The following is a 19464-nucleotide window of genomic DNA, read 5'->3' on the forward strand; positions in this document are numbered from 1 at the left end:
TGCGCTTCGGGGGAGAAGTTGTAGTCATGGTGGAATTGGCCAGATCGTTCATGCGCACACCCTAGCGATCCTGTATGACAGAAAGATGACAGTGCAGTGACGCACGGAAGCCGCCGCCCAGCGTGGCTGGCAGCGGATTCGGAAATTGGTGTGTGGGAGCGCGGTTATCCGCGAAGGTGCCCCGGGGACACCACAAGCTCCGCGGGCAAACCCGCTCCCACATGCCGGAGCCTGGGGCTCCGGCTCAAGGCTTACTTCTTGGCGACGTTGCCGCCTTCGCTCAAGCCCAGGTCAGCCAGTGCCTTGGCGGCAACCTTGGCTGGCAGTGGGATGTAGCCGTCCTTCACGACAACTTCCTGGCCCTGCTTGGACAGAACCAGCTTCACGAACTCGGCTTCCAGCGGGGCCAGAGGCTTGTTCGGTGCCTTGTTGACGTAGACGTAGAGGAAACGCGACAGCGGGTATTTGCCGTTCAGTGCGTTTTCTTCGCTGTCTTCGATGAACTCGGTGCTGCCTTTCTTCGACAGGGCAACGGTTTTCACGCTGGCGGTCTTGTAGCCGATACCCGAGTAGCCGATACCGTTCAGCGAGGAGCTGATGGACTGCACGACGGAAGCCGAACCAGGTTGTTCGTTCACGTTAGGCTTGTAGTCGCCTTTGCACAGGGCTTCTTCTTTGAAGTAGCCGTAGGTGCCGGATACCGAGTTACGACCGAACAGCTGGACCGGCTTGTTGGCCAGGTCGCCGGTCACGCCCAGGTCGCCCCAGGTCTTGACGTCGGCCTTGGCGCCGCACAGACGAGTCGAGGAGAAGATCGCGTCGACCTGTTCCATGGTCAGGTGCTGGATCGGGTTGTCCTTGTGCACGAATACCGCCAGGGCGTCCACAGCGACCGGGATGGCGGTCGGCTTGTAGCCGTACTTCTGCTCGAAGGCAGCCAGTTCGGTGTCCTTCATCTTGCGGCTCATCGGGCCCAGGTTCGAAGTGCCTTCAGTCAGGGCAGGTGGCGCGGTGGCGGAACCGGCGGCCTGAATCTGGATGTTCACGTTCGGGTATTCTTTCTTGTAGCCCTCGGCCCACAGGGTCATGAGGTTTGCCAGGGTATCGGAACCGACGCTGGACAAGTTGCCCGACACGCCTTGTACTTTTGTATAGGCCGGAATGGACGGGTCTACACCAGCGGCCACCGCGTGGGCAGTCGCGACGCCAGCAGCGACAAAAGTCATTGCCGCCATCAAACGTTTCAGTTTCATGCCTTGCTCCTAGCAGAGAGGGTTAAGTTGGATCGGGGCCAAGTATCGGCAGGCCGCATGAACACTCTATGACTGGTATGTGACAATTAGATGAAAGGCCAGCATCAAACAGAACGATCCCAATCTTTGTGAAAAGCCCCTGAAAACCTTGGATTTTCACGCGTTCAGCCAGATTCCCAGCACAAGCTCCGCATCATTTAGAAACACTCTGTAAACCATTGCCGCCACCATCCAGGTCTGAGCCCAGGCAATCGGCAGCGATCGGCTACATCTTGAAACTTCTCTACAGTTGACAAAACATAGCTAAAATACAAATTTGTCAACCTTGAGGAGGTTTCATGATCAACGACCGAATCCGCCAGGCCCGGCTGCTACGAGGCATGACTCTCGAGGCCCTGGCACTTCAGATGGGGGATATCACCAAGCAGGCCCTCAGCAAGTATGAGAAAGGGTTGGTGACTCCGAGCTCTACACGCCTGCTGCAATTGTCCAGGGCTCTGGATATGAGCCCTGAGTACTTCTTCCGCGCGCACTCGGTGGTGCTGGCTCCCCTGGAGTTTCGCAAACTGGCCAGGATGCCCCGGTACCGCCAGGTTCAGGTTGAAGAGCAGATGCGCGAATACCTTGAGCGTTATATAGCTCTGGAAGCGTGTTTCGACCCCCTGGATATCCTCACTTCCACCACTCCCGCCCAGATGATTCCCGTGACCTGTGCCGACGAGGCAGAGCAGGCCGCACAGACCTTGCGAGAATTCTGGGGCATTGGTGGCGACCCGGTTTCCCACTTGAGCGAGCAACTGGAAGAACATGGGATCAAGGTGGTCATGCTCAAGGGGCCGGATGACTTCGACGGTGCCTGTGCCGCCACCCGTGACGGACACCATGTGCTGATTGCGCTCAATGGCGAACGTCCCGGTGAACGCATCAGGTTCACCGCTGCCCATGAGCTGGGGCACTGGGTCATGCGACTCCCCGAGGCGATGCCTGAGCGGGACAAGGAAAACTGCTGCCATCGCTTCGCTGGGGCTTTCCTTTATCCGGCCAAATGCGTGATCGGCGATTTCGGTCATCACCCCAGATCGAAAGTACATCCACGCGAACTGCTGATTGCCAAGCGCCAATATGGACTCTCGATGCACGCGGCGTTACGCAGGCTCAAGGACCTGAATCTGCTCAGCGAGAATGGCTATAAATCCCTCATCATTCGATTCAGCGCCAACGGCTGGCGCAAATCAGAACCCGAGCCCATGCCATGCAGGGCTCCCCATCGCTTCGAATCACTGGTGTTCTGGGGATATGCGGAAGGCTTGATCACCCAGTCTCGTGCCGCCGAATTTCTACGCAAGCCCGTGACCGCCCTTGACCCGAACTTTCTGGGATCACTGGAGAGTGCATGAGTCTGATCTACGTCAGCGATACGAATATCTGGATCGACTTCAGAAATGCCGGATTGCTGGAGCAGTTGTTCAGGCTACCGTTCGCCTTGTGTTGCACTGACTTCGTATTGGCAGAATTGAAAGATTTCCCCCGCGAAGAGCTACTTGCCCATGGATTACGGGTCGAATCTTTTGACGGTGATGGGGTCATGAGGCTGTTCACGCTCAAGATAGAACACAACAACAGCTCCCTGGCCGACGTCTCATGCTATTTACTGGCCCAGGAAACCGGGCGCCCGCTTCTGACCGGGGATGGCAGACTCAGGCGCCAGGCGTTACGTGACGGGCTACAGGTACGTGGAGCGCTCTGGCTGCTGGATCTGATGGTGGAGCACACTGTCGTCCCCCCCGCCCGGGCAGCCGACTCACTGGAAAGCATGACAGCTCAGGGGGCACGGCTACCCGAGCAGGAATGCCGTGCCCGGATCAGCCGCTGGCGAGGGTGTCAGCTTCTATAAGCTAGCGGCCCTTCGCCCACAGGTAGCCGCCGACCAGCACGCCGACGCTGCAAATTATTGCAACATAATACGCAGGGCCCATCGGGCTTTCCTTGAGCAGCAGGGTGACGACCATCGGTGTCAGGCCGCCAAAGATCGCGTACGCCAGGTTGTAGGAGAACGACAGGCCGCTGAAGCGCACCACCGCCGGGAAAGCCTTGACCATGACATAAGGCACGGCGCCGATGGTGCCGACGAACAGGCCGCTCAGGGCATACAGCGGGAACAGCCACTCGGGGTGGGTCGGCAGGCTGCTGTAGAAGGTCCAGAACGTTGTCATCAGCGCCAGGCTGCCGACCACGAACACGCGGCCCGCGCCGAAACGGTCGGCCAGTGCGCCGGAGATGATGCAGCCCAACGTCAGGCAGACCGTCGCCAGGCTGTTGGCCTCCAGCGAGACGGTCGGGGCGAAGTGGTAGGCAGTCTGCAGCACGGTCGGGGTCATCAGGATCACCACCACCACGCCGGCCGACAACAGCCAGGTCAGCAGCATCGAGATCACGATCGCCCCGCGGTGATCACGCAATACCGCGCCCAGGGGAATGCCTTCGGACAAGGCCTTGCGCTGCTGCAGCTCGGCGAACACCGGGGTTTCATGCAGCCAGCGCCGCAGGTATACCGAGAACAGGCCGAACACACCGCCCAGCAGGAACGGGATCCGCCAGGCGTAATCGCTCACTTCGACCGGGGTGTAGACACTGTTGATCAGCGTCGCCACCAGCGAGCCCAGCAGGATGCCGGCGGTCAGGCCCGACGTCAGGGTGCCGCAGGCAAAGCCGATCTGCCGTTCCGGAACGTGCTCGGCGACGAAGACCCAGGCGCCCGGCACTTCACCGCCGATTGCGGCGCCCTGGATCACCCGCATCAACAGCAGCAGGATCGGCGCCCAGATGCCGATCTGCGCGTAGGTCGGCAGCAGGCCCATGATCAGGGTCGGCACGGCCATCAGGAAAATGCTCAGGGTGAACATTTTCTTGCGCCCCAGCAGGTCGCCGAAGTGCGCCATGACGATTCCGCCCAGCGGCCGCGCCAGGTAGCCGGCGGCGAAGATGCCGAACGTCTGCATCAGGCGCAACCACTCGGGCATGTCCGCCGGGAAGAACAACTTGCCCACCACAGCCGCGAAGAACACGAAAATGATGAAGTCGTAGAACTCCAGCGCACCTCCCAGGGCAGACAGCGACAACGTCTTGTAGTCATTACGGGTCAGCGGGCGCGAAGGTTGCGCAAGGCTGGGAGACACAGTGCTCATTGCAAGGCTTCTCTTGTATTGATAGGCAGGCCCGCAAAGATCGCACAAGCCGGGGAGGAGGAAAACGGTAAAGCGCAAAAAGGTCTCGCGGGCGGGGGCAGTGTCGCCAAGGAGAGGTGCACAGGGCAGGAAAAAACAACAAAATGTTTCAGAAAGTAAATGATGGCCCGATATAGAGCGATCGAAAGGGCTTTCTGATGGTCGTAGTCGAGCGGGTCGATCGATATACTGGTCAGTGTCGCCCTGATGGATGCTGTGCAAAAACGTCGTTGGAAACCCATTCCAGCCGGTTTCGCAGAGTTTCCCTTTAGTACGCCTTAGAGAAACGTGACGAACGTAGTATGTTCGAGCTGAATCGTTTTTCCTGAAGACGGCTATTCACCGGCAGTACCAACGTAGCGTCACGGGTCAGAGGCACCCCCCGTATGATCGAACTCGAACAAGAAGACCCAATCCCGCAAGGCGACCTCGCCCTGCAAATCACCGCGCTCCCGCGTGAAACCAATGGTTTCGGCGACATCTATGGCGGCTGGCTGGTCAACCAGATGGACCTCGCCGGCACGGCGATGGCCAGCAAGGTGGCCGGCGGGCGCGTGGCCACGGTCGCCATCGACCGCATGGCGTTCCTCGTGCCGGTCGCGGTCGGCGCGCAGTTGTCCTTTTATACCCAGGCCCTGGAAATCGGCCGCAGCTCGATCAAGATGATGGTCGAGGTGTGGAGCGACGACCCGCTGTCCAGCGAATGGCGCAAGGTCACCGAGGCGGTGTTCGTGTTCGTCGCCATCGACGGCAGCGGTCGCACCCGCTCCGTACCGCCACGGCGCTAAACCCGGGCGGTTTTTTGCGGTCCATTGCAGTTCCTGTTGCCGAGCGAGAACACCATGAGTACGCCCTACGTTGAAACGGTCAAGCTGGATGAACTGAACTGCTGGCGGATCCGCCACGGTCAGGCCGAATTGCTGGTAGCCCAGCAAGGCGCGCATATCCTCAGTTATCAGTTGGCCGGGCAACCGCCGCTGATCTGGCTCAACGACCAGGCCGAGTTCAAGCACGGCAAGAGCATTCGCGCCGGTGTGCCGGTGTGCTGGCCGTGGTTCGGGGTCTTCGCGCGCAACCCGGACAGCGTCCAGGCGATGCGCCAGAGCAGCGAGCCGCCAACCGCCCATGGCTTCGTCAGGACGCTGGAGTGGACATTGCTCGGTATCCAGGCCGACGACGACGGCGTGCTGGCGGAATTCGCCGTGCCGGCTCCCGAAGGTGGCTTTGCCGGCTGGCCGCACAAGGTCGGCCTCAAGCTGGCGATTCACCTGGGCGAACGGTTGCGGATCAGCCTCTCCAGCGAAAACCTCGACGATCATCCGGTCACCCTCAGCCAGGCACTGCACACCTATTTCGCCGTCAGCGATGTGCGCAACGTGCATGTCGAAGGCGTGGACGGCCTGGCCTATATCGACACGGCGGATGACTGGAAGCCGGCCCGGCAACAGGGCGAGTTGCGTTTCGTCGGTGAAACCGACCGCATCTACCAGGATGCGCCGGCGCAGTTGAGCATTGTCGACCCGACCTGGGAACGGCGGATCGAGCTGGACACCAGCGGCTCGCGCTCGGCGGTGATCTGGAACCCGTGGATCGGCCGCGCCAGCCAGTTCACCGACATGGCCGACGACGGCTGGCAGAAGATGCTCTGCATCGAAACCGCGAACGTGATGGATGACGTGGTGACGCTGGCACCGGGTGCCAGCCATACGCTGGGCGTGACTATCGGCAGCAGCCCGCTGGCCTGACATGAGGCGAGCGGGCTTGCCCGCTCGCCACCCTCAAAGATCCGACTCCTTCACCACCCGCACCTTACCCGCATCCAGCGCATACGCCGCATCGGCCAGGTCGTTGCTGACCTTCTCGATCTTCAGGGTCCCGGTCACCCACAGCGGCGTGTAGATATCGTCCAGCTTCAGGCCCTTGGGATAACGCACCAGCACCAGCTGGTTCGGCGGCGGTGGCGGCACGTGGATGCAGGCACCCGGATAGGGAACCAGGAAAAACAGGGTACTGCGGCCCTTGGCGTCGGTTTCCAGCGGCACCGGATAGCCACCGATACGAATGTCCTTGCCGTTCATGGCGGCGACGGTCTTGGTCGAATACATCACCGCCGGCAGGCCCTTGCTCTGCTTCAAGCCGCCCTTGGCGGTAAAGGTGCCGTTGGCTTCAGGCGAGTCATGGCTGATTTCCGGCATTTCTTCGAGGGCTTTCTGGTCCGACTTGGGCATCAGTTCCAGCCAGTCGGTTTCCGGCAGCTCGCCGGCGTGGGCCAGGCCGCTGCCCAGCAAAAGGAGTGTCAACAGAAGACGGCGCATGAGGGGCTCGGCAACAGGAAGTCAGGGCGAGCATTCTAGTCCTCTCCACGCGCCGCGCGGAGAGGACCTGGTCAGTTCGATCAGTTCTTTTTGATCAGACCGTAGATCACCAGCAGGACAATCGCACCGACGACCGCGCCGATAAAGCCCGCGCCTTGCCCGGCCTGGTAGATGCCCAGCGCCTGGCCACCGTAGGTCGCCGCCAGCGAACCGCCGATCCCCAGCAGGATGGTCATGATCCAGCCCATGCTGTCGTCGCCCGGCTTGAGAAAGCGCGCCACGAGGCCGACGATAAGACCGATGAAAATGGTTCCGATGATACCCATGACGTTGCCTCTGAGTGAGTGAGCCACACGCCAAAGCCTAGTCAGCACTTTGGCATCCTGCCATCAGAGGCTGGCGGGATCCGATGGTTCCCGCCGCGCAGGGATATCTTTACTCGGCGATCAGCGCTTCGACCCGCAGGATCTGCTGTTGCAGCGTGGCCTTGTCGGCGCAACGCAGGTTGGCGTGGCCGACCTTGCGCCCGGCCTTGAAGGCCTTGCCGTAGTGGTGCAGGTGGCAGTCGGCGATGGCGATGACCTTCTCCACCGGCGGCACGCTGCCGATAAAGTTCAGCATCGCGCTCTCGCCGACCTTGGCGGTCGAGCCCAGCGGCAGGCCGGCTACCGCCCGCAGGTGGTTCTCGAACTGGCTGCACTCGGCGCCTTCGGTGGTCCAGTGCCCGGAGTTGTGCACACGCGGGGCAATCTCGTTGGCCTTGAGGCCGCCGTCGACTTCGAAGAACTCGAAAGCCATCACGCCGACATAGTCCAGTTGCTTGAGCACCCGGCTGGAATAGTCTTCGGCCAGGGCCTGCAATGGGTGGTCGGTGCTGGCGATCGACAGCTTGAGGATGCCGCTCTCGTGGGTGTTGTGCACCAGCGGGTAGAAGCGGGTTTCGCCATCGCGGGCACGCACGGCGATCAGCGAGACTTCGCCGGTGAACGGCACGAAACCTTCCAGCAGGCAGGCGACGCTGCCCAGTTCGGCAAAGGTGCCGACCACATCGGCCGCGGTGCGCAGGACTTTCTGGCCCTTGCCGTCGTAACCCAGGGTACGGGTCTTCAACACGGCCGGCAGGCCGATGCTGGCGACCGCCGCATCCAGGTCCGCCTGGGACTGGATATCGGCGAAGGCCGGGGTCGGGATCCCCAGCTCCTTGAACATGCTTTTTTCGAACCAGCGATCGCGGGCGATGCGCAGGGCTTCGGCGCTCGGGTAGACCGGCACGAACTGCGACAGGAAAGCCACGGTTTCCGCGGGGACGCTTTCGAACTCGAAGGTCACCAGGTCGACTTCATCGGCCAACTGGCGCAGGTGATCCTGATCGCCGTAGTCGGCTCGCAGATGTTCGCCCAGGGCGGCTGCGCAGGCATCCGGCGCCGGGTCGAGGAAAGCGAAGTTCATCCCCAGCGGCGTACCCGCCAGGGCCAACATGCGGCCGAGCTGGCCGCCACCGATTACACCGATCTTCATCGTCAAAAACCTCAGGCGACGCGCGGGTCTGGATTATCCAGCACGCTGTCTGTCTGTTCAGCACGGAATTTTTTCAGCACGGTATGAAAGTGCGGATGCTTGGCGCCCAGGATGCTCGCCGACAGCAGCGCGGCGTTGATCGCGCCGGCCTTGCCGATGGCCAGGGTGGCGACCGGGATGCCCGCGGGCATCTGCACGATCGACAGCAGCGAGTCCACGCCCGAGAGCATCGACGACTGCACTGGCACGCCCAGCACCGGCAGGTGGGTCTTGGCCGCACACATGCCCGGCAGGTGGGCCGCGCCACCGGCACCGGCGATGATCACCTCGATGCCACGGGACTCGGCCTCTTCGGCGTACTGGAACAGCAGGTCCGGGGTGCGATGGGCCGAAACCACTTTCACCTCGTAAGGGATGCCGAGCTTTTCCAGCATATCGGCGGTGTGGCTAAGGGTGGACCAATCGGACTTGGAGCCCATGATCACGCCAACCAGTGCGCTCATCGTCGTGCCTCTTCTCTTGGGCGCCCGCAGGCGCGTCAAAAAACAACAAGCCACGCGGGAAGACCGGCGTGGCTTGTTATGCGAATTATGGCCGGGCGAACCGGCCGAAGGCCGCGCAGTATACCGAAAAATCCGCGTCGTACGCACTTTCTGCGACCGTCTGTCGTTCGCTGGATTTTAGCCGCTGAAGGCCGGTTTACCTGACTTTCAGGTCAATCCAGGACATTGTGGGAGCTGGCTTTCCAGCGATTGCGGCCGCAAGAGCAATGCAAGGCTCAAGGGCCTCATCGCCGGCAAGCCGGCTCCTACAAGGTCCCAGGCTGGACGATAGTCCGTGGTGAGCCCCGATCCTGTGGGAGCGGGCTTGCCAGCGATTGCGGTCGCAAGAGCAATGCAAGGCTCAAGGGCCCCATCGCCGGCAAGCCGGCTCCTACAAGGTCCCAGGCTGGACGACAGTCCGTGGTGAACCCCGATTCTGTGGGAGCTGGCTTGCCAGCGATTGCGGTCGCAAGAGCAATGCAAGGCTCAAGGGCCCCATCGCCGGCAAGCCGGCTCCTACAAGGTCCCAGGCTGGACGACAGTCCGTGGTGAGCCCCGATCCTGTGGGAGCTTCAGGTCGGGGCTGGCGTCTGCGCCGCACCGCCTTCCAGCTTGCGCCACAACAGGCGCACATTCGCCTTGCGCACCAGCGCGCAGCGATACAGGCGGATCTCCAGCGGCACATGCCATTGCGCGCCGCCACAAACCACCAGTTCGCCCCGCGCCAGCTCGGCCCGCACGCTCAACTGCGGCACCCAGGCGATGCCCAGGCCCTCCAGCGCCATGCTCTTGAGGCTGTCGGCCATGGCCGTCTCGTACACCGTGGTGAAACGCAGGTTGCGCTGGCGCAGCAGCAGGTTCACCGAACGCCCGAGAAATGCCCCGGCGCTGTAGGCCAGCAACGGCACGCTGGCCTCGCCTTCCAGGTCGAACAGCGGCTTGCCGTCCGGCCCCGCCGCGCACACCGGGAGCATTTCGGTATGCCCCAGGTGCAACGACGGAAAGATCTCCGCGTCCATCTGCAACGCCGCATCCGGGTCATAGAACGCCAGCATCAGGTCGCAACCGCCCTCGCGCAGCGCATGCACCGCGTCGCCGACGTTGGTCGCCACCAGCCGCGTGGCGATGTTCAGCCCTTCGTTGCGCAACTGCGCGATCCACCGCGGGAAGAAGCCCAGCGCCAGGGAGTGCGCCGCCGCCACCTGCATGACTTCGCCCTGCCCGCCTTCCAGATGATGCAGATGGCGCACCACCTCGCCCAGTTGCTCGACCACTGTCCGCGCCGTCACCAGGAACAGCTGGCCGGCCGCCGTCAGCTCGATCGGCGTGCGCGAGCGATTGACCAGGGTCAGCCCCAGCGCCGCTTCCAGGCTGCGAATCCGTCGGCTGAACGCCGGCTGCGTGACGAAACGACGCTCGGCAGCCTGGGAAAAGCTGCGCGTCGCCGCCAGGGCACTGAAATCTTCCAACCATTTGCTTTCGAGATTCATTGGCCCTTCCCTCCTCCAAGCGCACCATTTTGGTTCACACGCTCGCCACACACAATGCGTCACATCGGCATTATGCCGTTTGTGCATAGGGCAGCGCCGAACAGCATTGGCCCAAAAATTCCCTCAAGCCTAGCATTGCCAACGTTCCGGCATTGACCGGGTCCATTTCGAGATGATTTCTATCATGTCCTCCGCTGCATCTTTCCGCTCAGAAAAAGACCTGCTTGGCGTACTCGACGTACCTGCCGACGCGTACTACGGCATCCAGACCCTGCGAGCGGTGAACAACTTCCGCCTCTCCGGCGTTCCGATTTCGCACTACCCGAAACTGGTCGTGGCCCTGGCCATGGTCAAGCAAGCCGCCGCCGACGCCAATCGCGAGCTGGGGCACCTGAGCGAAGCCAAGCACGCCGCCATCAGCGAGGCCTGTGCCCGCCTGATCCGCGGTGATTTCCACGAGCAGTTCGTGGTGGACATGATTCAAGGCGGCGCTGGCACTTCAACCAACATGAATGCCAACGAAGTCATCGCCAACATCGCGCTGGAGGCCATGGGCCACGGCAAGGGCGAATACCAGTACCTGCACCCGAACAACGACGTGAACATGGCGCAGTCGACCAACGACGCCTACCCGACGGCCATCCGCCTGGGTCTGCTGCTGGGCCACGACGCCCTGCTCGCCAGCCTCGACAGCCTGATCCAGGCCTTCGCCGCCAAGGGTGAAGAGTTCAGCCACGTCCTGAAAATGGGCCGCACCCAGTTGCAGGACGCCGTGCCGATGACCCTCGGCCAGGAATTCCGCGCCTTCGCCACCACCCTGAGCGAAGACCTGGCCCGCCTGAAGACCCTGGCACCGGAAGTGCTGACCGAAGTCAACCTGGGCGGCACCGCCATCGGCACCGGCATCAACGCCGACCCGCGCTACCAGCAACTGGCCGTCGACCGCCTGGCGATCATCAGCGGCCAGCCGCTGGTGCCGGCCGCCGACCTGATCGAAGCCACCTCCGACATGGGCGCCTTCGTGCTGTTCTCCGGCATGCTCAAGCGCACCGCGGTCAAGCTGTCGAAGATCTGCAACGACCTGCGCCTGCTGTCCAGCGGCCCACGTACCGGCATCAACGAAATCAACCTGCCGGCGCGCCAGCCGGGCAGCTCGATCATGCCCGGCAAGGTCAACCCGGTGATCCCGGAAGCGGTCAACCAGGTGGCTTTCCAGATCATCGGCAACGACCTGGCCCTGACCATCGCGGCCGAAGGCGGCCAGTTGCAACTGAACGTAATGGAGCCGCTGATCGCCTTCAAGATCTTCGACTCGATCCGCCTGCTGCAACGCGCCATGGACATGCTGCGCGAACACTGCATCGTCGGCATCACCGCCAACGAAGCACGCTGCCGCGAACTGGTGGAACACTCCATCGGCCTGGTCACCGCGCTGAACCCGTACATCGGCTATGAAAACGCCACCCGTATCGCCCGCATCGCCCTCGAAAGCGGCCGCGGCGTACTGGAACTGGTGCGCGAGGAAGGCCTGCTCGACGATGCGATGCTCGCCGACATCCTGCGCCCGGAAAACATGATTGCCCCGCGTCTGGTTCCACTGAAGGCCTGACCCTCAGTGACAGATCGCAAACCGCTCACCAGGTCGAGGGACTAGACACCTCTCACCTTTTGAGGGCCTGAAGGTCACTCTTCAGGCCCTTTTTTTTAACTGATTTTTCATGGCAACACCGTTCCCGACAACCGTTCAGCAGACGCGCATTACTCGCCAACCGACTGGCGAGGCTTCTAGGACAGCGGTTCCAGGGTGCAAAGATGAAAAATGACAGGCCGTGCAGACGTTGGCGGTCCTGATCGGTATAGTGCCGCCCCTCTTCGCGTAAGCGATCCGCGGCACAGTGGAACCGAAACACGCGAAACAACACTAAAAACAACCCGCGAAAGCTCGGGACGATTTATCGCCAGCCCACACTGCCCTGCAACACCGGGTGTAACGCGATATTTCAAACGAGCCGCCTTTGCATCAAAAACAGCGAGGAACCATCCATGCTCGAAGTCATTAACGACTTCCTCTCAGGGAAAGTACTGATCGTGCTCATTGTCGGGCTCGGTAGCTACTTCACGATCCGCTCACGGTTCGTCCAGTTTCGCCATTTCGCCCACATGTTCACGGTCTTCAAGGAATCCCTGCGCGGTCAGGCGGGCCAACTCAGCTCCTTCCAGGCCCTGATGCTGAGCCTGGCCGGCCGCGTCGGCGCCGGTAACATCGCCGGTGTCGGCATCGCCGTGACCCTCGGCGGCCCGGGTGCCGTGTTCTGGATGTGGGTCACCGCACTGGTGGGCATGTCCAGCAGCTTCTTCGAATGTACGCTGGCCCAGGTCTACAAGCGCGCCGATGGCGACGGCCTGTACCGTGGTGGTCCGGCCTACTACATCCAGCATGGCCTGAAGCTCAAGGGCATGGCGGTGATATTCTCCATCCTGCTGCTGGTCACCTACGGCTTCGCCTTCAACGGCCTGCAGTCGTACACCGTCACCCACTCCCTGCAGAACGCCTTCGGCTTCGACCCGGCCCACACCGGTATCGCCCTGGCCGTGCTGCTGGCAATCGTTTTCCTCGGCGGCATCAAGCGCATCGCCGCGGTCTCCGACCTGCTGGTTCCGATCAAGACCCTGGCCTACATCGGCGTCACCCTGTACGTGATCGGCAGCCAGATCGAGCACGTTCCGGCCATGCTGGAAACCATCTTCAAGAGCGCCTTCGGCCTTGACCCTGCGTTCGGCGGCCTGCTCGGCAGCGCCATCGTCATGGGCGTGAAGCGTGGCGTGTTCGCCAACGAAGCAGGCCTGGGCAGCGCCCCGAACGTCGCCGCCGTGGCCGCCGTGAAACACCCGGGCGCCCAGGGCGTGGTCCAGGCGTTCAGCGTGTTTCTCGACACCTTCGTGATCTGCACCTGCACCGCCCTGCTGATCCTGCTGTCGGGCTTCTACACGCCGGGCTTCGAAGGTGACGGCATCGTCCTGACCCAGAACTCCCTGGCCGCGGTGGTCGGTGACTGGGGCCGCGTGTTCGTCAGCGTCGCCCTGTCGCTGTTCGTGTTCACCTGCATCCTCTACAACTACTACCTGGGCGAGAACAGCCTGCAGTTCCTGACCCGCAACCGTGTCGTGCTGATGGTCTACCGCGCCCTGATCCTGGCCCTGGTGGTCTGGGGTTCGGTGCAGAACCTGGGAACCGTGTTCGCTTTCGCCGACATCACCATGACCTGCCTGGCCTTCGTCAACCTGATCGCCCTGGCCATGCTGTTCAAGGTCGGCCTGCGCGTGATGCGCGACTACGACGGACAGCGCCGCGCCGGCGTTGGCCAGCCGGTGTTCGATTCCAGCAAGTTCGCCGACCTGGATCTGGACCTGAAAGCCTGGCCGGCCAATCCGGACCAGCCAGTGTCCCGCGAGCAGGAAGCAGCCCAGGGCGTGCCCGCCACGCAACGCTGATCGCAGCCCCTCGGGCGGCGCCCTGCCGTCCGATGCGAAAGATCCACCGGGTGGCGTCCCAGCCGCCCGACGTGACACACCTTGCGTCCGCAGGCATGCTGCGGCGCAAGGTGTATTCGTCCAGGAGAACCATCAATGAACCCCGTCACTTATCCCGCCGCGCGGCACGTCATGGTGCTCTACACCGGCGGCACCATCGGCATGCAGGCCAGTGCCGGCGGCCTGGCCCCGGCTTCCGGTTTCGAAGCGCGGATGCGCGAGTACCTGCTCAGCCAGCCGGCACTGGTCGTTGCGCAATGGCGCTTTCGTGAGATGGCGCCGCTGATCGACAGCGCCAACATGACCCCCGAGTACTGGCTGCGCCTGCGGGACGCGGTGGTCGATGCGGTCGAGCAGCAACAGTGCGACAGCGTGCTGGTCCTGCACGGCACCGATACCCTGGCCTACAGCGCGGCGGCCATGAGCTTCCAGTTGCTGGGGCTGCGGGCACCGGTGGTGTTTACCGGCTCCATGCTGCCGGCGGGCGTGCCGGACAGCGATGCCTGGGAAAACGTCTGCGGTGCGCTGGTCGCCCTCGGCCAGGGCCTGGCGCCGGGGGTGCATCTGCATTTCCATGGCGAAATGCTCTCGCCGACCCGCTGCGCGAAGATTCGCAGCTTTGGCCGTCATCCGTTCGCGGCCCTCGCTCGTACCGGTGGTGCGGCCAGGGCCACTGACCTGCCGGCGCAACTGGACTACCACCAGGCCCGCCAGCTGACGACGGTCGGCGTCCTGCCACTGGTGCCGGGCATCGGCGCCGCGCAGCTGGACGCGATGATCGACAGCGGTATCCAGGCCCTGGTGCTGGAGTGTTTCGGCAGCGGCACCGGACCGAGCGACAACCCGGCGTTCCTCGCCAGTCTCCAGCGGGCGCAGAAGCGGGGCATAGTGGTGGTGGCGATCACCCAGTGCCATGAAGGCGGTGTCGAGCTGGACGTCTATGAGGCCGGCAGCCGTCTGCGCGGCGTCGGCGTGCTGTCCGGCGGCGGCATGACCCGGGAAGCGGCGTTCGGCAAACTGCATGCCCTGCTCGGGGCCGGCCTGGAGTCGGCCGAAGTGCGACGTCTGGTCGAACTCGATCTGTGCGGCGAACTGCGCTGACAATCGCCTGCCGATCCCTGCGACACCCGACCTCCAGTGAGCCCCGCGCACTGGAGGTCAATTCTTCCTTCCTACCCAGCCAATCTGATCAGTCCGATATATACGTAGGATTATTCTCATACACCATTCCTACGCTACTCCTGCCCAATCGCCTCGGGTAGGCTGGTCAAAGTTGCAAATCACAAACAACCTTGTTTGAACTTCGTATTTTAAATACGCAGCTTGCAACTAAAAAAGCAGAAGCTCCATCAATACCCGTATTGAACGGCTTGTTACTTTAACGCGGAAACTTCGGATAACTCGCCGACGCAGTGTCACGCCTGTCCATAAGTGTCGACTTCTGTATGTGTCTTGTTCATCCGTCGCCAGCGCACCAAAGCGCAGCGGCCCGGCCCCCGGGCATCACCTGGATAATGCGGGCCTCCCGTTTCGAACGGATCGAGTGTGCGGTCATGGAAGCCTTGGCTCTTTCTTATTCAGACGCTGTCAGGACAGCCATGGGAAAACCAGAGAGAAACCATGAGAAAACATATCGCAATAACCGCACTGTGCAGTCTTTTTTCCGTATCGGCCTTTGCGGCCAAACCGCAGGCCTGCAGTCCGGTGGAAACTTCAGGAATTGAAAGTCTGTTCGACGATTGGAACAATGCGTTACAGACGGGCGATGCCCGGAAAGTTGCCGACAGGTATCTGCCGGACGCGGTGCTGTTGCCCACGGTCTCGAACAAGGTCCGCTTGACCGACGCCGAGCGGATCGACTACTTCGAGCATTTCCTGGCCAACAAGCCGGTGGGCAAGATCGACAGCCGGACCATCCGCATCGGCTGCAACGAGGCCATCGACACCGGCACCTATACCTTCGCCTTCAAGGACCAGTCGACCGTGTCCGCCCGCTACACCTTCACCTACGCCTGGAATGGCCAGGACTGGAAAATCTCCACCCACCACTCCTCGGCCATGCCGGAGAAATAACCGGCTCCTCTGCGCCCATGCCATGCGGTGAATCTGCCGACCGGCACTAAACTTGCTCGATTCCCACACCTCCCAAGGCCGGAATCGAGCATGCTCCACTCCCACCTCACCACCCTCAACGCCGTGTCCCTGGTGCTCAATGCCTTTCGTGACGAAGGCCTGTCCAGCGATGTGCTCCTGGCCGGCAGCGGCATCAGCGCCGCCGACCTGAGCCGCGCCGATACCCGCATCACCACCAACCAGGAGATGCAGGTATGCGCCAATGCCGTGGCCCTGCGCCGGGAAATCGGCCTGGAACTGGGCCGGCGGATGCACGTTTCATCCTACGGCATGCTCGGCTACGCCCTGCTCACCAGTGCCACCTTCGGTGACGCTTTGCGCCTGGCCCTGCGCTATCCGGCGCTATTGGGAACACTCTTCGAACTGAGCCTGGACGAAGACGGCGAGCGGATCTGGTTCACCGCCAGCGATTACCGGGAGAATCCGGTGCTGGCCGTCTTCAATGTCGAGTTCTGCCTGGTGTCGCTGAAAGTCATCTGCGACGACCTGCTCGGACGCCCGCTGCCGCTGCTGGCCGCGCGCTTCGAACATGAGGCGCCGGACTACCGCGCCAACTACGCCGACAGCTTCGACTGCCCGCTGCAGTTCTCGGCCACCCGCAACGCCTTCGCCTTCGACAGGCGCTGGCTCGACCAGTCGCTGCCCCTGGCCGATGCCATCACCCACCAGGCCATGGCCGAACGCTGCCGCAAGCAGAACCTGGAGTTCACCGGCCGCCAGGCCTGGCTGGGACGTATCCGCCAGTTGCTCGCCGCCCAGTTGCACACCGCCCCGGGCCTGGAAGGCCTGGCCGAACAGATGAACTGTTCGGCACGGACCCTGCGCCGTCACCTGCATGACCTGGGCTGCAGCTACCAGGAACTGCTCGACGAGCTACGCTTCGAGCGGGCCAAGCAGCTGCTGGCGGACGACCAGCTTCCGATCCATCGGATCGCCGACGAGCTGGGCTTCAGCGAAACCGCCAGCTTCCGTCACGCCTTCGTCCGCTGGAGCGGCGTCAGCCCCAGCCAGTTCCGCCCCTGACCGGCACCGCCCCGCAAAGGAGCGGCGCTGCCTCATTGAGGGGCGAAATTCGGACATACCTTTTGGCCATATCGATCCCCTTTTGGCCGCTCCTGCCGTTCTCCGAACCGCGTCGGGCATCAAGAATGAGCCCACGTCCACGCTATCGGAGAACAATAAATGCTGACGGTCTACTCAGACGATCACCACCTGCACCATGGCCGCTGCGAGCTGATCGACGGGCAACTGATGCCCTGCTTCGAGATGCCTTCGCGGGCCGACCACGTGCTGGCCCGCGTGCGGCACCAGGCCCTGGGCCCGGTCCGTGAGCCCGAGGATTTCGGCCTGGAACCGATCCGCCGCGTCCACGACGACGCCTACCTGACGTTCTTCAAGGGCGCCTGGGAGCGCTGGGCCGAACTCGGTCATGACGGCGACCTGCTGCCCTTCACCTGGCCGGCACGGACCCTGCGCAAGGTGATCCCGAGAAACCTGCACGGCGAACTCGGCTACTACAGCTTCGACGGCGGCGCCCCGATCACCGCCGGCACCTGGCAGGCGGCCTACAGCGCGGCCCAGGTGGCCCTGACCGCCCAGGCGGAAATCCAGCGCGGTGCCCGCAGTGCCTTCGCCCTCTGCCGTCCACCCGGACACCATGCCGCCAGCGACCTGATGGGCGGCTACTGCTACCTGAACAACGCGGCCATCGCCGCCCAGGCCTTTCTCGACCAGGGCCACGGGAGAGTCGCGATCCTCGATGTCGACTACCACCACGGCAACGGCACCCAATCGATTTTCTACGAGCGCAGCGACGTGCTCTTCACTTCGATCCACGGCCACCCGGAAGCGGAGTTCCCGTTCTTCCTCGGCTATGCCGACGAGCTGGGCGAAGGCGCCGGCGAAGGCTTCAACTTCAACTACCCGCTGGCCGCCGGCAGCGGCTGGGAGCGCTGGAGCGCGGCCCTGGAACAGGCCTGCGGGGAAATCGAGCGCTACGCCGCCGATATCCTGGTGGTCTCCCTCGGCGTGGACACCTTCAAGGACGATCCGATTTCGCAGTTCAAGCTCGACAGCCCCGACTACCTGCGCATGGGCGAACGCATCGCCCGCCTGGGCAAGCCGACGCTGTTCGTGATGGAAGGCGGCTATGCGGTGGAAGAAATCGGCATCAATGCCGTGAACGTACTCGAAGGTTTCCAGAACGCCCAATGAGGAACTAGAAGAATGAACAGACTCAAGCGTTTTATCGCCCCGGCCCTGTGCGCCGCCGTGCTCAGCGGCGCAGTCCAGGCCGAGGACCGCACCCTGCGGGTCTACAACTGGTTTGACTACATCACGCCCAAGGCCCTGGAAGACTTCAAGGCCCAGAACAGCCAGGTCAAGCTGGTCTACGACATCTTCGACACCAACGAGGCGCTGGAGGCCAAGCTGCTCACCGGCAACTCCGGCTATGACGTGGTGGTGCCGTCCAACGTGTTTCTCGCCAAGCAGATCGAAGCCGGAGTGTTCCAGCCGCTGGATCGCAGCAAGTTGCCGAACTGGAACCACCTCGATCCCAAGCTGATGAAGCTGATCGAAGCCAACGACCCGGGCAACAAGTTCGCCGTGCCCTACATGTACGGCACCATCCTGATCGGCTTCAACCCGGCCAAGGTCAAGGCGGCGCTGGGCGACAACGCGCCGGTGGACAGCTGGGACCTGATCTTCAAGGAAGAGAACATCAGCAAGCTCAAGCAGTGTGGCGTCGCCCTGCTCGACTCGCCTTCGGAAATCCTGCCGCTGGCCTTGCAGCACCTGGGCCTGAACCCCAACAGCAACAATCCCAAGGATTATGAAAAAGCCGAGGCGCTGCTGCTGAAGATCCGTCCGTACATCACCTATTTCCACTCGTCCAAATACATGGCGGATATCGCCAACGGCGACATCTGCGTGGCCGTCGGCTACTCCGGCAGCTTCTCCCAGGCCGCCAACCGGGCCAAGGAAGCCAAGAACGGCGTGGTGGTGGACATGCGCCTGCCCAAGGAAGGCGCGCCGATCTGGTTCGACATGCTGGCGATTCCCAAGGGTGCGAAGGACCCGGAAGATGCCTACACCTTTATCAACTACCTGCTGCAACCCCAGGTGATCGCACCGATCAGCGACTTTGTCGGTTATCCCAACCCGAACAAGGACGCCACCGAAATGGTTGACCCGGCGATCCGTACCAATGCCAACCTGTACCCGACCGAAGCGGCGATGAAGACGCTCTATACCCTGCAGCCGCTGGACCAGAAGGCCGAACGGGCACGGACGCGGGCCTGGACCAAGATCAAGTCGGGGACCTGAGTATCGAGCTGCGTTCTACCGGTGTTTCGCGCTGAAACACCACTGCGTGGGAGCCGGCTTGCTGGCGATGGCGTCCGGACAGTCAATGCGAGACTCACCGGCCTCATCGCTGGCAAGCCAGCTCCTACACG

18 protein-coding genes are annotated in these 19464 nt (G+C 62.6%); 11 read left to right on the forward strand and 7 right to left on the reverse strand.

Annotated elements, in window-relative coordinates; all coding sequences use genetic code 11:
• Positions 1-251: 251 nt before the first annotated feature.
• The gene (locus KI243_RS32260; RefSeq protein WP_017124179.1) at positions 252-1253 is read right to left on the reverse strand and encodes a phosphate ABC transporter substrate-binding protein PstS; all 1002 of its coding nucleotides are present in this window, start codon (positions 1251-1253) and stop codon (positions 252-254) included.
• Positions 1254-1591: 338 nt separating this feature from the next.
• Between KI243_RS32260 and KI243_RS32265 the strand changes: the two genes are divergently transcribed.
• Positions 1592-2650: an XRE family transcriptional regulator gene (locus KI243_RS32265; protein ID WP_212810294.1), complete on the forward strand. Its 1059-nt coding sequence runs from the start codon at positions 1592-1594 to the stop codon at positions 2648-2650.
• The gene (locus tag KI243_RS32270; RefSeq protein ID WP_212810295.1) at positions 2647-3147 is read left to right on the forward strand and encodes a type II toxin-antitoxin system VapC family toxin; all 501 of its coding nucleotides are present in this window, start codon (positions 2647-2649) and stop codon (positions 3145-3147) included. The genes KI243_RS32265 and KI243_RS32270 overlap by 4 nt, the downstream gene beginning before the upstream one ends.
• A 1-nt stretch (position 3148) precedes the next feature.
• Here the strand turns inward: KI243_RS32270 and KI243_RS32275 are convergent, their stop codons facing one another.
• A complete protein-coding gene (locus KI243_RS32275) occupies positions 3149-4438 on the reverse strand; it encodes an MFS transporter (RefSeq protein WP_017124178.1) in 1290 nt (429 codons plus the stop codon).
• Between the two features lie 425 nt (positions 4439-4863).
• On the opposite strand from KI243_RS32275, the gene KI243_RS32280 reads away from it, so the two are divergent.
• Complete coding sequence (locus KI243_RS32280; protein WP_017124176.1) at positions 4864-5265, forward strand: acyl-CoA thioesterase; 402 nt, start codon at positions 4864-4866, stop codon at positions 5263-5265.
• 54 nt (positions 5266-5319) lie between these two features.
• Positions 5320-6222, forward strand: coding sequence for a D-hexose-6-phosphate mutarotase (locus tag KI243_RS32285; protein WP_212810296.1), 903 nt, complete (start codon positions 5320-5322; stop codon positions 6220-6222).
• 33 nt (positions 6223-6255) lie between these two features.
• On the opposite strand, the gene KI243_RS32290 is transcribed toward KI243_RS32285, so the two are convergent.
• The 5 genes from KI243_RS32290 to KI243_RS32310 form a co-directional block, all read right to left on the reverse strand.
• Complete coding sequence (locus KI243_RS32290) at positions 6256-6792, reverse strand: DUF3299 domain-containing protein (protein ID WP_017124174.1); 537 nt, start codon at positions 6790-6792, stop codon at positions 6256-6258.
• 80 nt (positions 6793-6872) lie between these two features.
• Positions 6873-7118 (reverse strand): GlsB/YeaQ/YmgE family stress response membrane protein, encoded by a 246-nt coding sequence (locus KI243_RS32295; protein WP_017124173.1) that lies wholly within the window; start codon positions 7116-7118, stop codon positions 6873-6875.
• Between the two features lie 109 nt (positions 7119-7227).
• Entirely contained in the window at positions 7228-8310 is a 1083-nt protein-coding gene (locus KI243_RS32300) for a 5-(carboxyamino)imidazole ribonucleotide synthase (protein WP_212810297.1), read from the reverse strand.
• 11 nt (positions 8311-8321) lie between these two features.
• Positions 8322-8813, reverse strand: a complete 492-nt coding sequence (gene purE, locus KI243_RS32305) for a 5-(carboxyamino)imidazole ribonucleotide mutase (RefSeq protein ID WP_017124171.1) — start codon at positions 8811-8813, stop codon at positions 8322-8324.
• A gap of 611 nt (positions 8814-9424) precedes the next feature.
• Positions 9425-10342, reverse strand: coding sequence for a LysR substrate-binding domain-containing protein (locus KI243_RS32310; RefSeq protein ID WP_177106259.1), 918 nt, complete (start codon positions 10340-10342; stop codon positions 9425-9427).
• 184 nt (positions 10343-10526) lie between these two features.
• Here KI243_RS32310 and aspA point away from each other — a divergent pair, with 184 nt between their 5' ends.
• The 7 genes from aspA (at position 10527) to KI243_RS32345 (ending at position 19333) form a co-directional block, all read left to right on the forward strand.
• Positions 10527-11951, forward strand: a complete 1425-nt coding sequence (gene aspA / locus KI243_RS32315; protein ID WP_017124169.1) for an aspartate ammonia-lyase — start codon at positions 10527-10529, stop codon at positions 11949-11951.
• A 434-nt stretch (positions 11952-12385) separates the two neighbouring features.
• Positions 12386-13834, forward strand: a complete 1449-nt coding sequence (locus KI243_RS32320) for an alanine/glycine:cation symporter family protein (protein ID WP_017124168.1) — start codon at positions 12386-12388, stop codon at positions 13832-13834.
• A gap of 135 nt (positions 13835-13969) precedes the next feature.
• A complete protein-coding gene (locus KI243_RS32325) occupies positions 13970-14974 on the forward strand; it encodes an asparaginase (protein ID WP_177087276.1) in 1005 nt (334 codons plus the stop codon).
• A gap of 519 nt (positions 14975-15493) precedes the next feature.
• Complete coding sequence (locus KI243_RS32330) at positions 15494-15946, forward strand: SgcJ/EcaC family oxidoreductase (RefSeq protein ID WP_017124166.1); 453 nt, start codon at positions 15494-15496, stop codon at positions 15944-15946.
• A 90-nt stretch (positions 15947-16036) separates the two neighbouring features.
• Positions 16037-17029, forward strand: a complete 993-nt coding sequence (locus KI243_RS32335; RefSeq protein WP_017124165.1) for an AraC family transcriptional regulator — start codon at positions 16037-16039, stop codon at positions 17027-17029.
• A gap of 159 nt (positions 17030-17188) precedes the next feature.
• Entirely contained in the window at positions 17189-18220 is a 1032-nt protein-coding gene (locus tag KI243_RS32340; RefSeq protein ID WP_212810298.1) for a histone deacetylase family protein, read from the forward strand.
• A 12-nt stretch (positions 18221-18232) separates the two neighbouring features.
• A complete protein-coding gene (locus KI243_RS32345) occupies positions 18233-19333 on the forward strand; it encodes a polyamine ABC transporter substrate-binding protein (protein WP_017124163.1) in 1101 nt (366 codons plus the stop codon).
• Positions 19334-19464 lie beyond the last annotated feature (131 nt).

The organism is Pseudomonas sp. Ost2 (assembly GCF_018326065.1).
Classification (GTDB): domain Bacteria; phylum Pseudomonadota; class Gammaproteobacteria; order Pseudomonadales; family Pseudomonadaceae; genus Aquipseudomonas; species Aquipseudomonas gingeri.

What these genes read in the sequence shown, in the direction of transcription:
- KI243_RS32290 (WP_017124174.1), bottom strand. Translation starts at nt 6,792, where the DNA reads ATGCGCCGTCTTCTGTTGACACTCCTTTTGCTGGGCAGCGGCCTGGCC.
- KI243_RS32310 (WP_177106259.1), bottom strand. Translation starts at nt 10,342, where the DNA reads ATGAATCTCGAAAGCAAATGGTTGGAAGATTTCAGTGCCCTGGCGGCG.
- KI243_RS32300 (WP_212810297.1), bottom strand. Translation starts at nt 8,310, where the DNA reads ATGAAGATCGGTGTAATCGGTGGCGGCCAGCTCGGCCGCATGTTGGCC.
- aspA (WP_017124169.1), top strand. Translation starts at nt 10,527, where the DNA reads ATGTCCTCCGCTGCATCTTTCCGCTCAGAAAAAGACCTGCTTGGCGTA.
- KI243_RS32345 (WP_017124163.1), top strand. Translation starts at nt 18,233, where the DNA reads ATGAACAGACTCAAGCGTTTTATCGCCCCGGCCCTGTGCGCCGCCGTG.
- KI243_RS32320 (WP_017124168.1), top strand. Translation starts at nt 12,386, where the DNA reads ATGCTCGAAGTCATTAACGACTTCCTCTCAGGGAAAGTACTGATCGTG.
- KI243_RS32285 (WP_212810296.1), top strand. Translation starts at nt 5,320, where the DNA reads ATGAGTACGCCCTACGTTGAAACGGTCAAGCTGGATGAACTGAACTGC.
- KI243_RS32325 (WP_177087276.1), top strand. Translation starts at nt 13,970, where the DNA reads ATGAACCCCGTCACTTATCCCGCCGCGCGGCACGTCATGGTGCTCTAC.
- KI243_RS32295 (WP_017124173.1), bottom strand. Translation starts at nt 7,118, where the DNA reads ATGGGTATCATCGGAACCATTTTCATCGGTCTTATCGTCGGCCTCGTG.
- KI243_RS32330 (WP_017124166.1), top strand. Translation starts at nt 15,494, where the DNA reads ATGAGAAAACATATCGCAATAACCGCACTGTGCAGTCTTTTTTCCGTA.
- KI243_RS32280 (WP_017124176.1), top strand. Translation starts at nt 4,864, where the DNA reads ATGATCGAACTCGAACAAGAAGACCCAATCCCGCAAGGCGACCTCGCC.
- KI243_RS32340 (WP_212810298.1), top strand. Translation starts at nt 17,189, where the DNA reads ATGCTGACGGTCTACTCAGACGATCACCACCTGCACCATGGCCGCTGC.
- KI243_RS32265 (WP_212810294.1), top strand. Translation starts at nt 1,592, where the DNA reads ATGATCAACGACCGAATCCGCCAGGCCCGGCTGCTACGAGGCATGACT.
- KI243_RS32260 (WP_017124179.1), bottom strand. Translation starts at nt 1,253, where the DNA reads ATGAAACTGAAACGTTTGATGGCGGCAATGACTTTTGTCGCTGCTGGC.
- KI243_RS32275 (WP_017124178.1), bottom strand. Translation starts at nt 4,438, where the DNA reads ATGAGCACTGTGTCTCCCAGCCTTGCGCAACCTTCGCGCCCGCTGACC.
- purE (WP_017124171.1), bottom strand. Translation starts at nt 8,813, where the DNA reads ATGAGCGCACTGGTTGGCGTGATCATGGGCTCCAAGTCCGATTGGTCC.
- KI243_RS32270 (WP_212810295.1), top strand. Translation starts at nt 2,647, where the DNA reads ATGAGTCTGATCTACGTCAGCGATACGAATATCTGGATCGACTTCAGA.
- KI243_RS32335 (WP_017124165.1), top strand. Translation starts at nt 16,037, where the DNA reads ATGCTCCACTCCCACCTCACCACCCTCAACGCCGTGTCCCTGGTGCTC.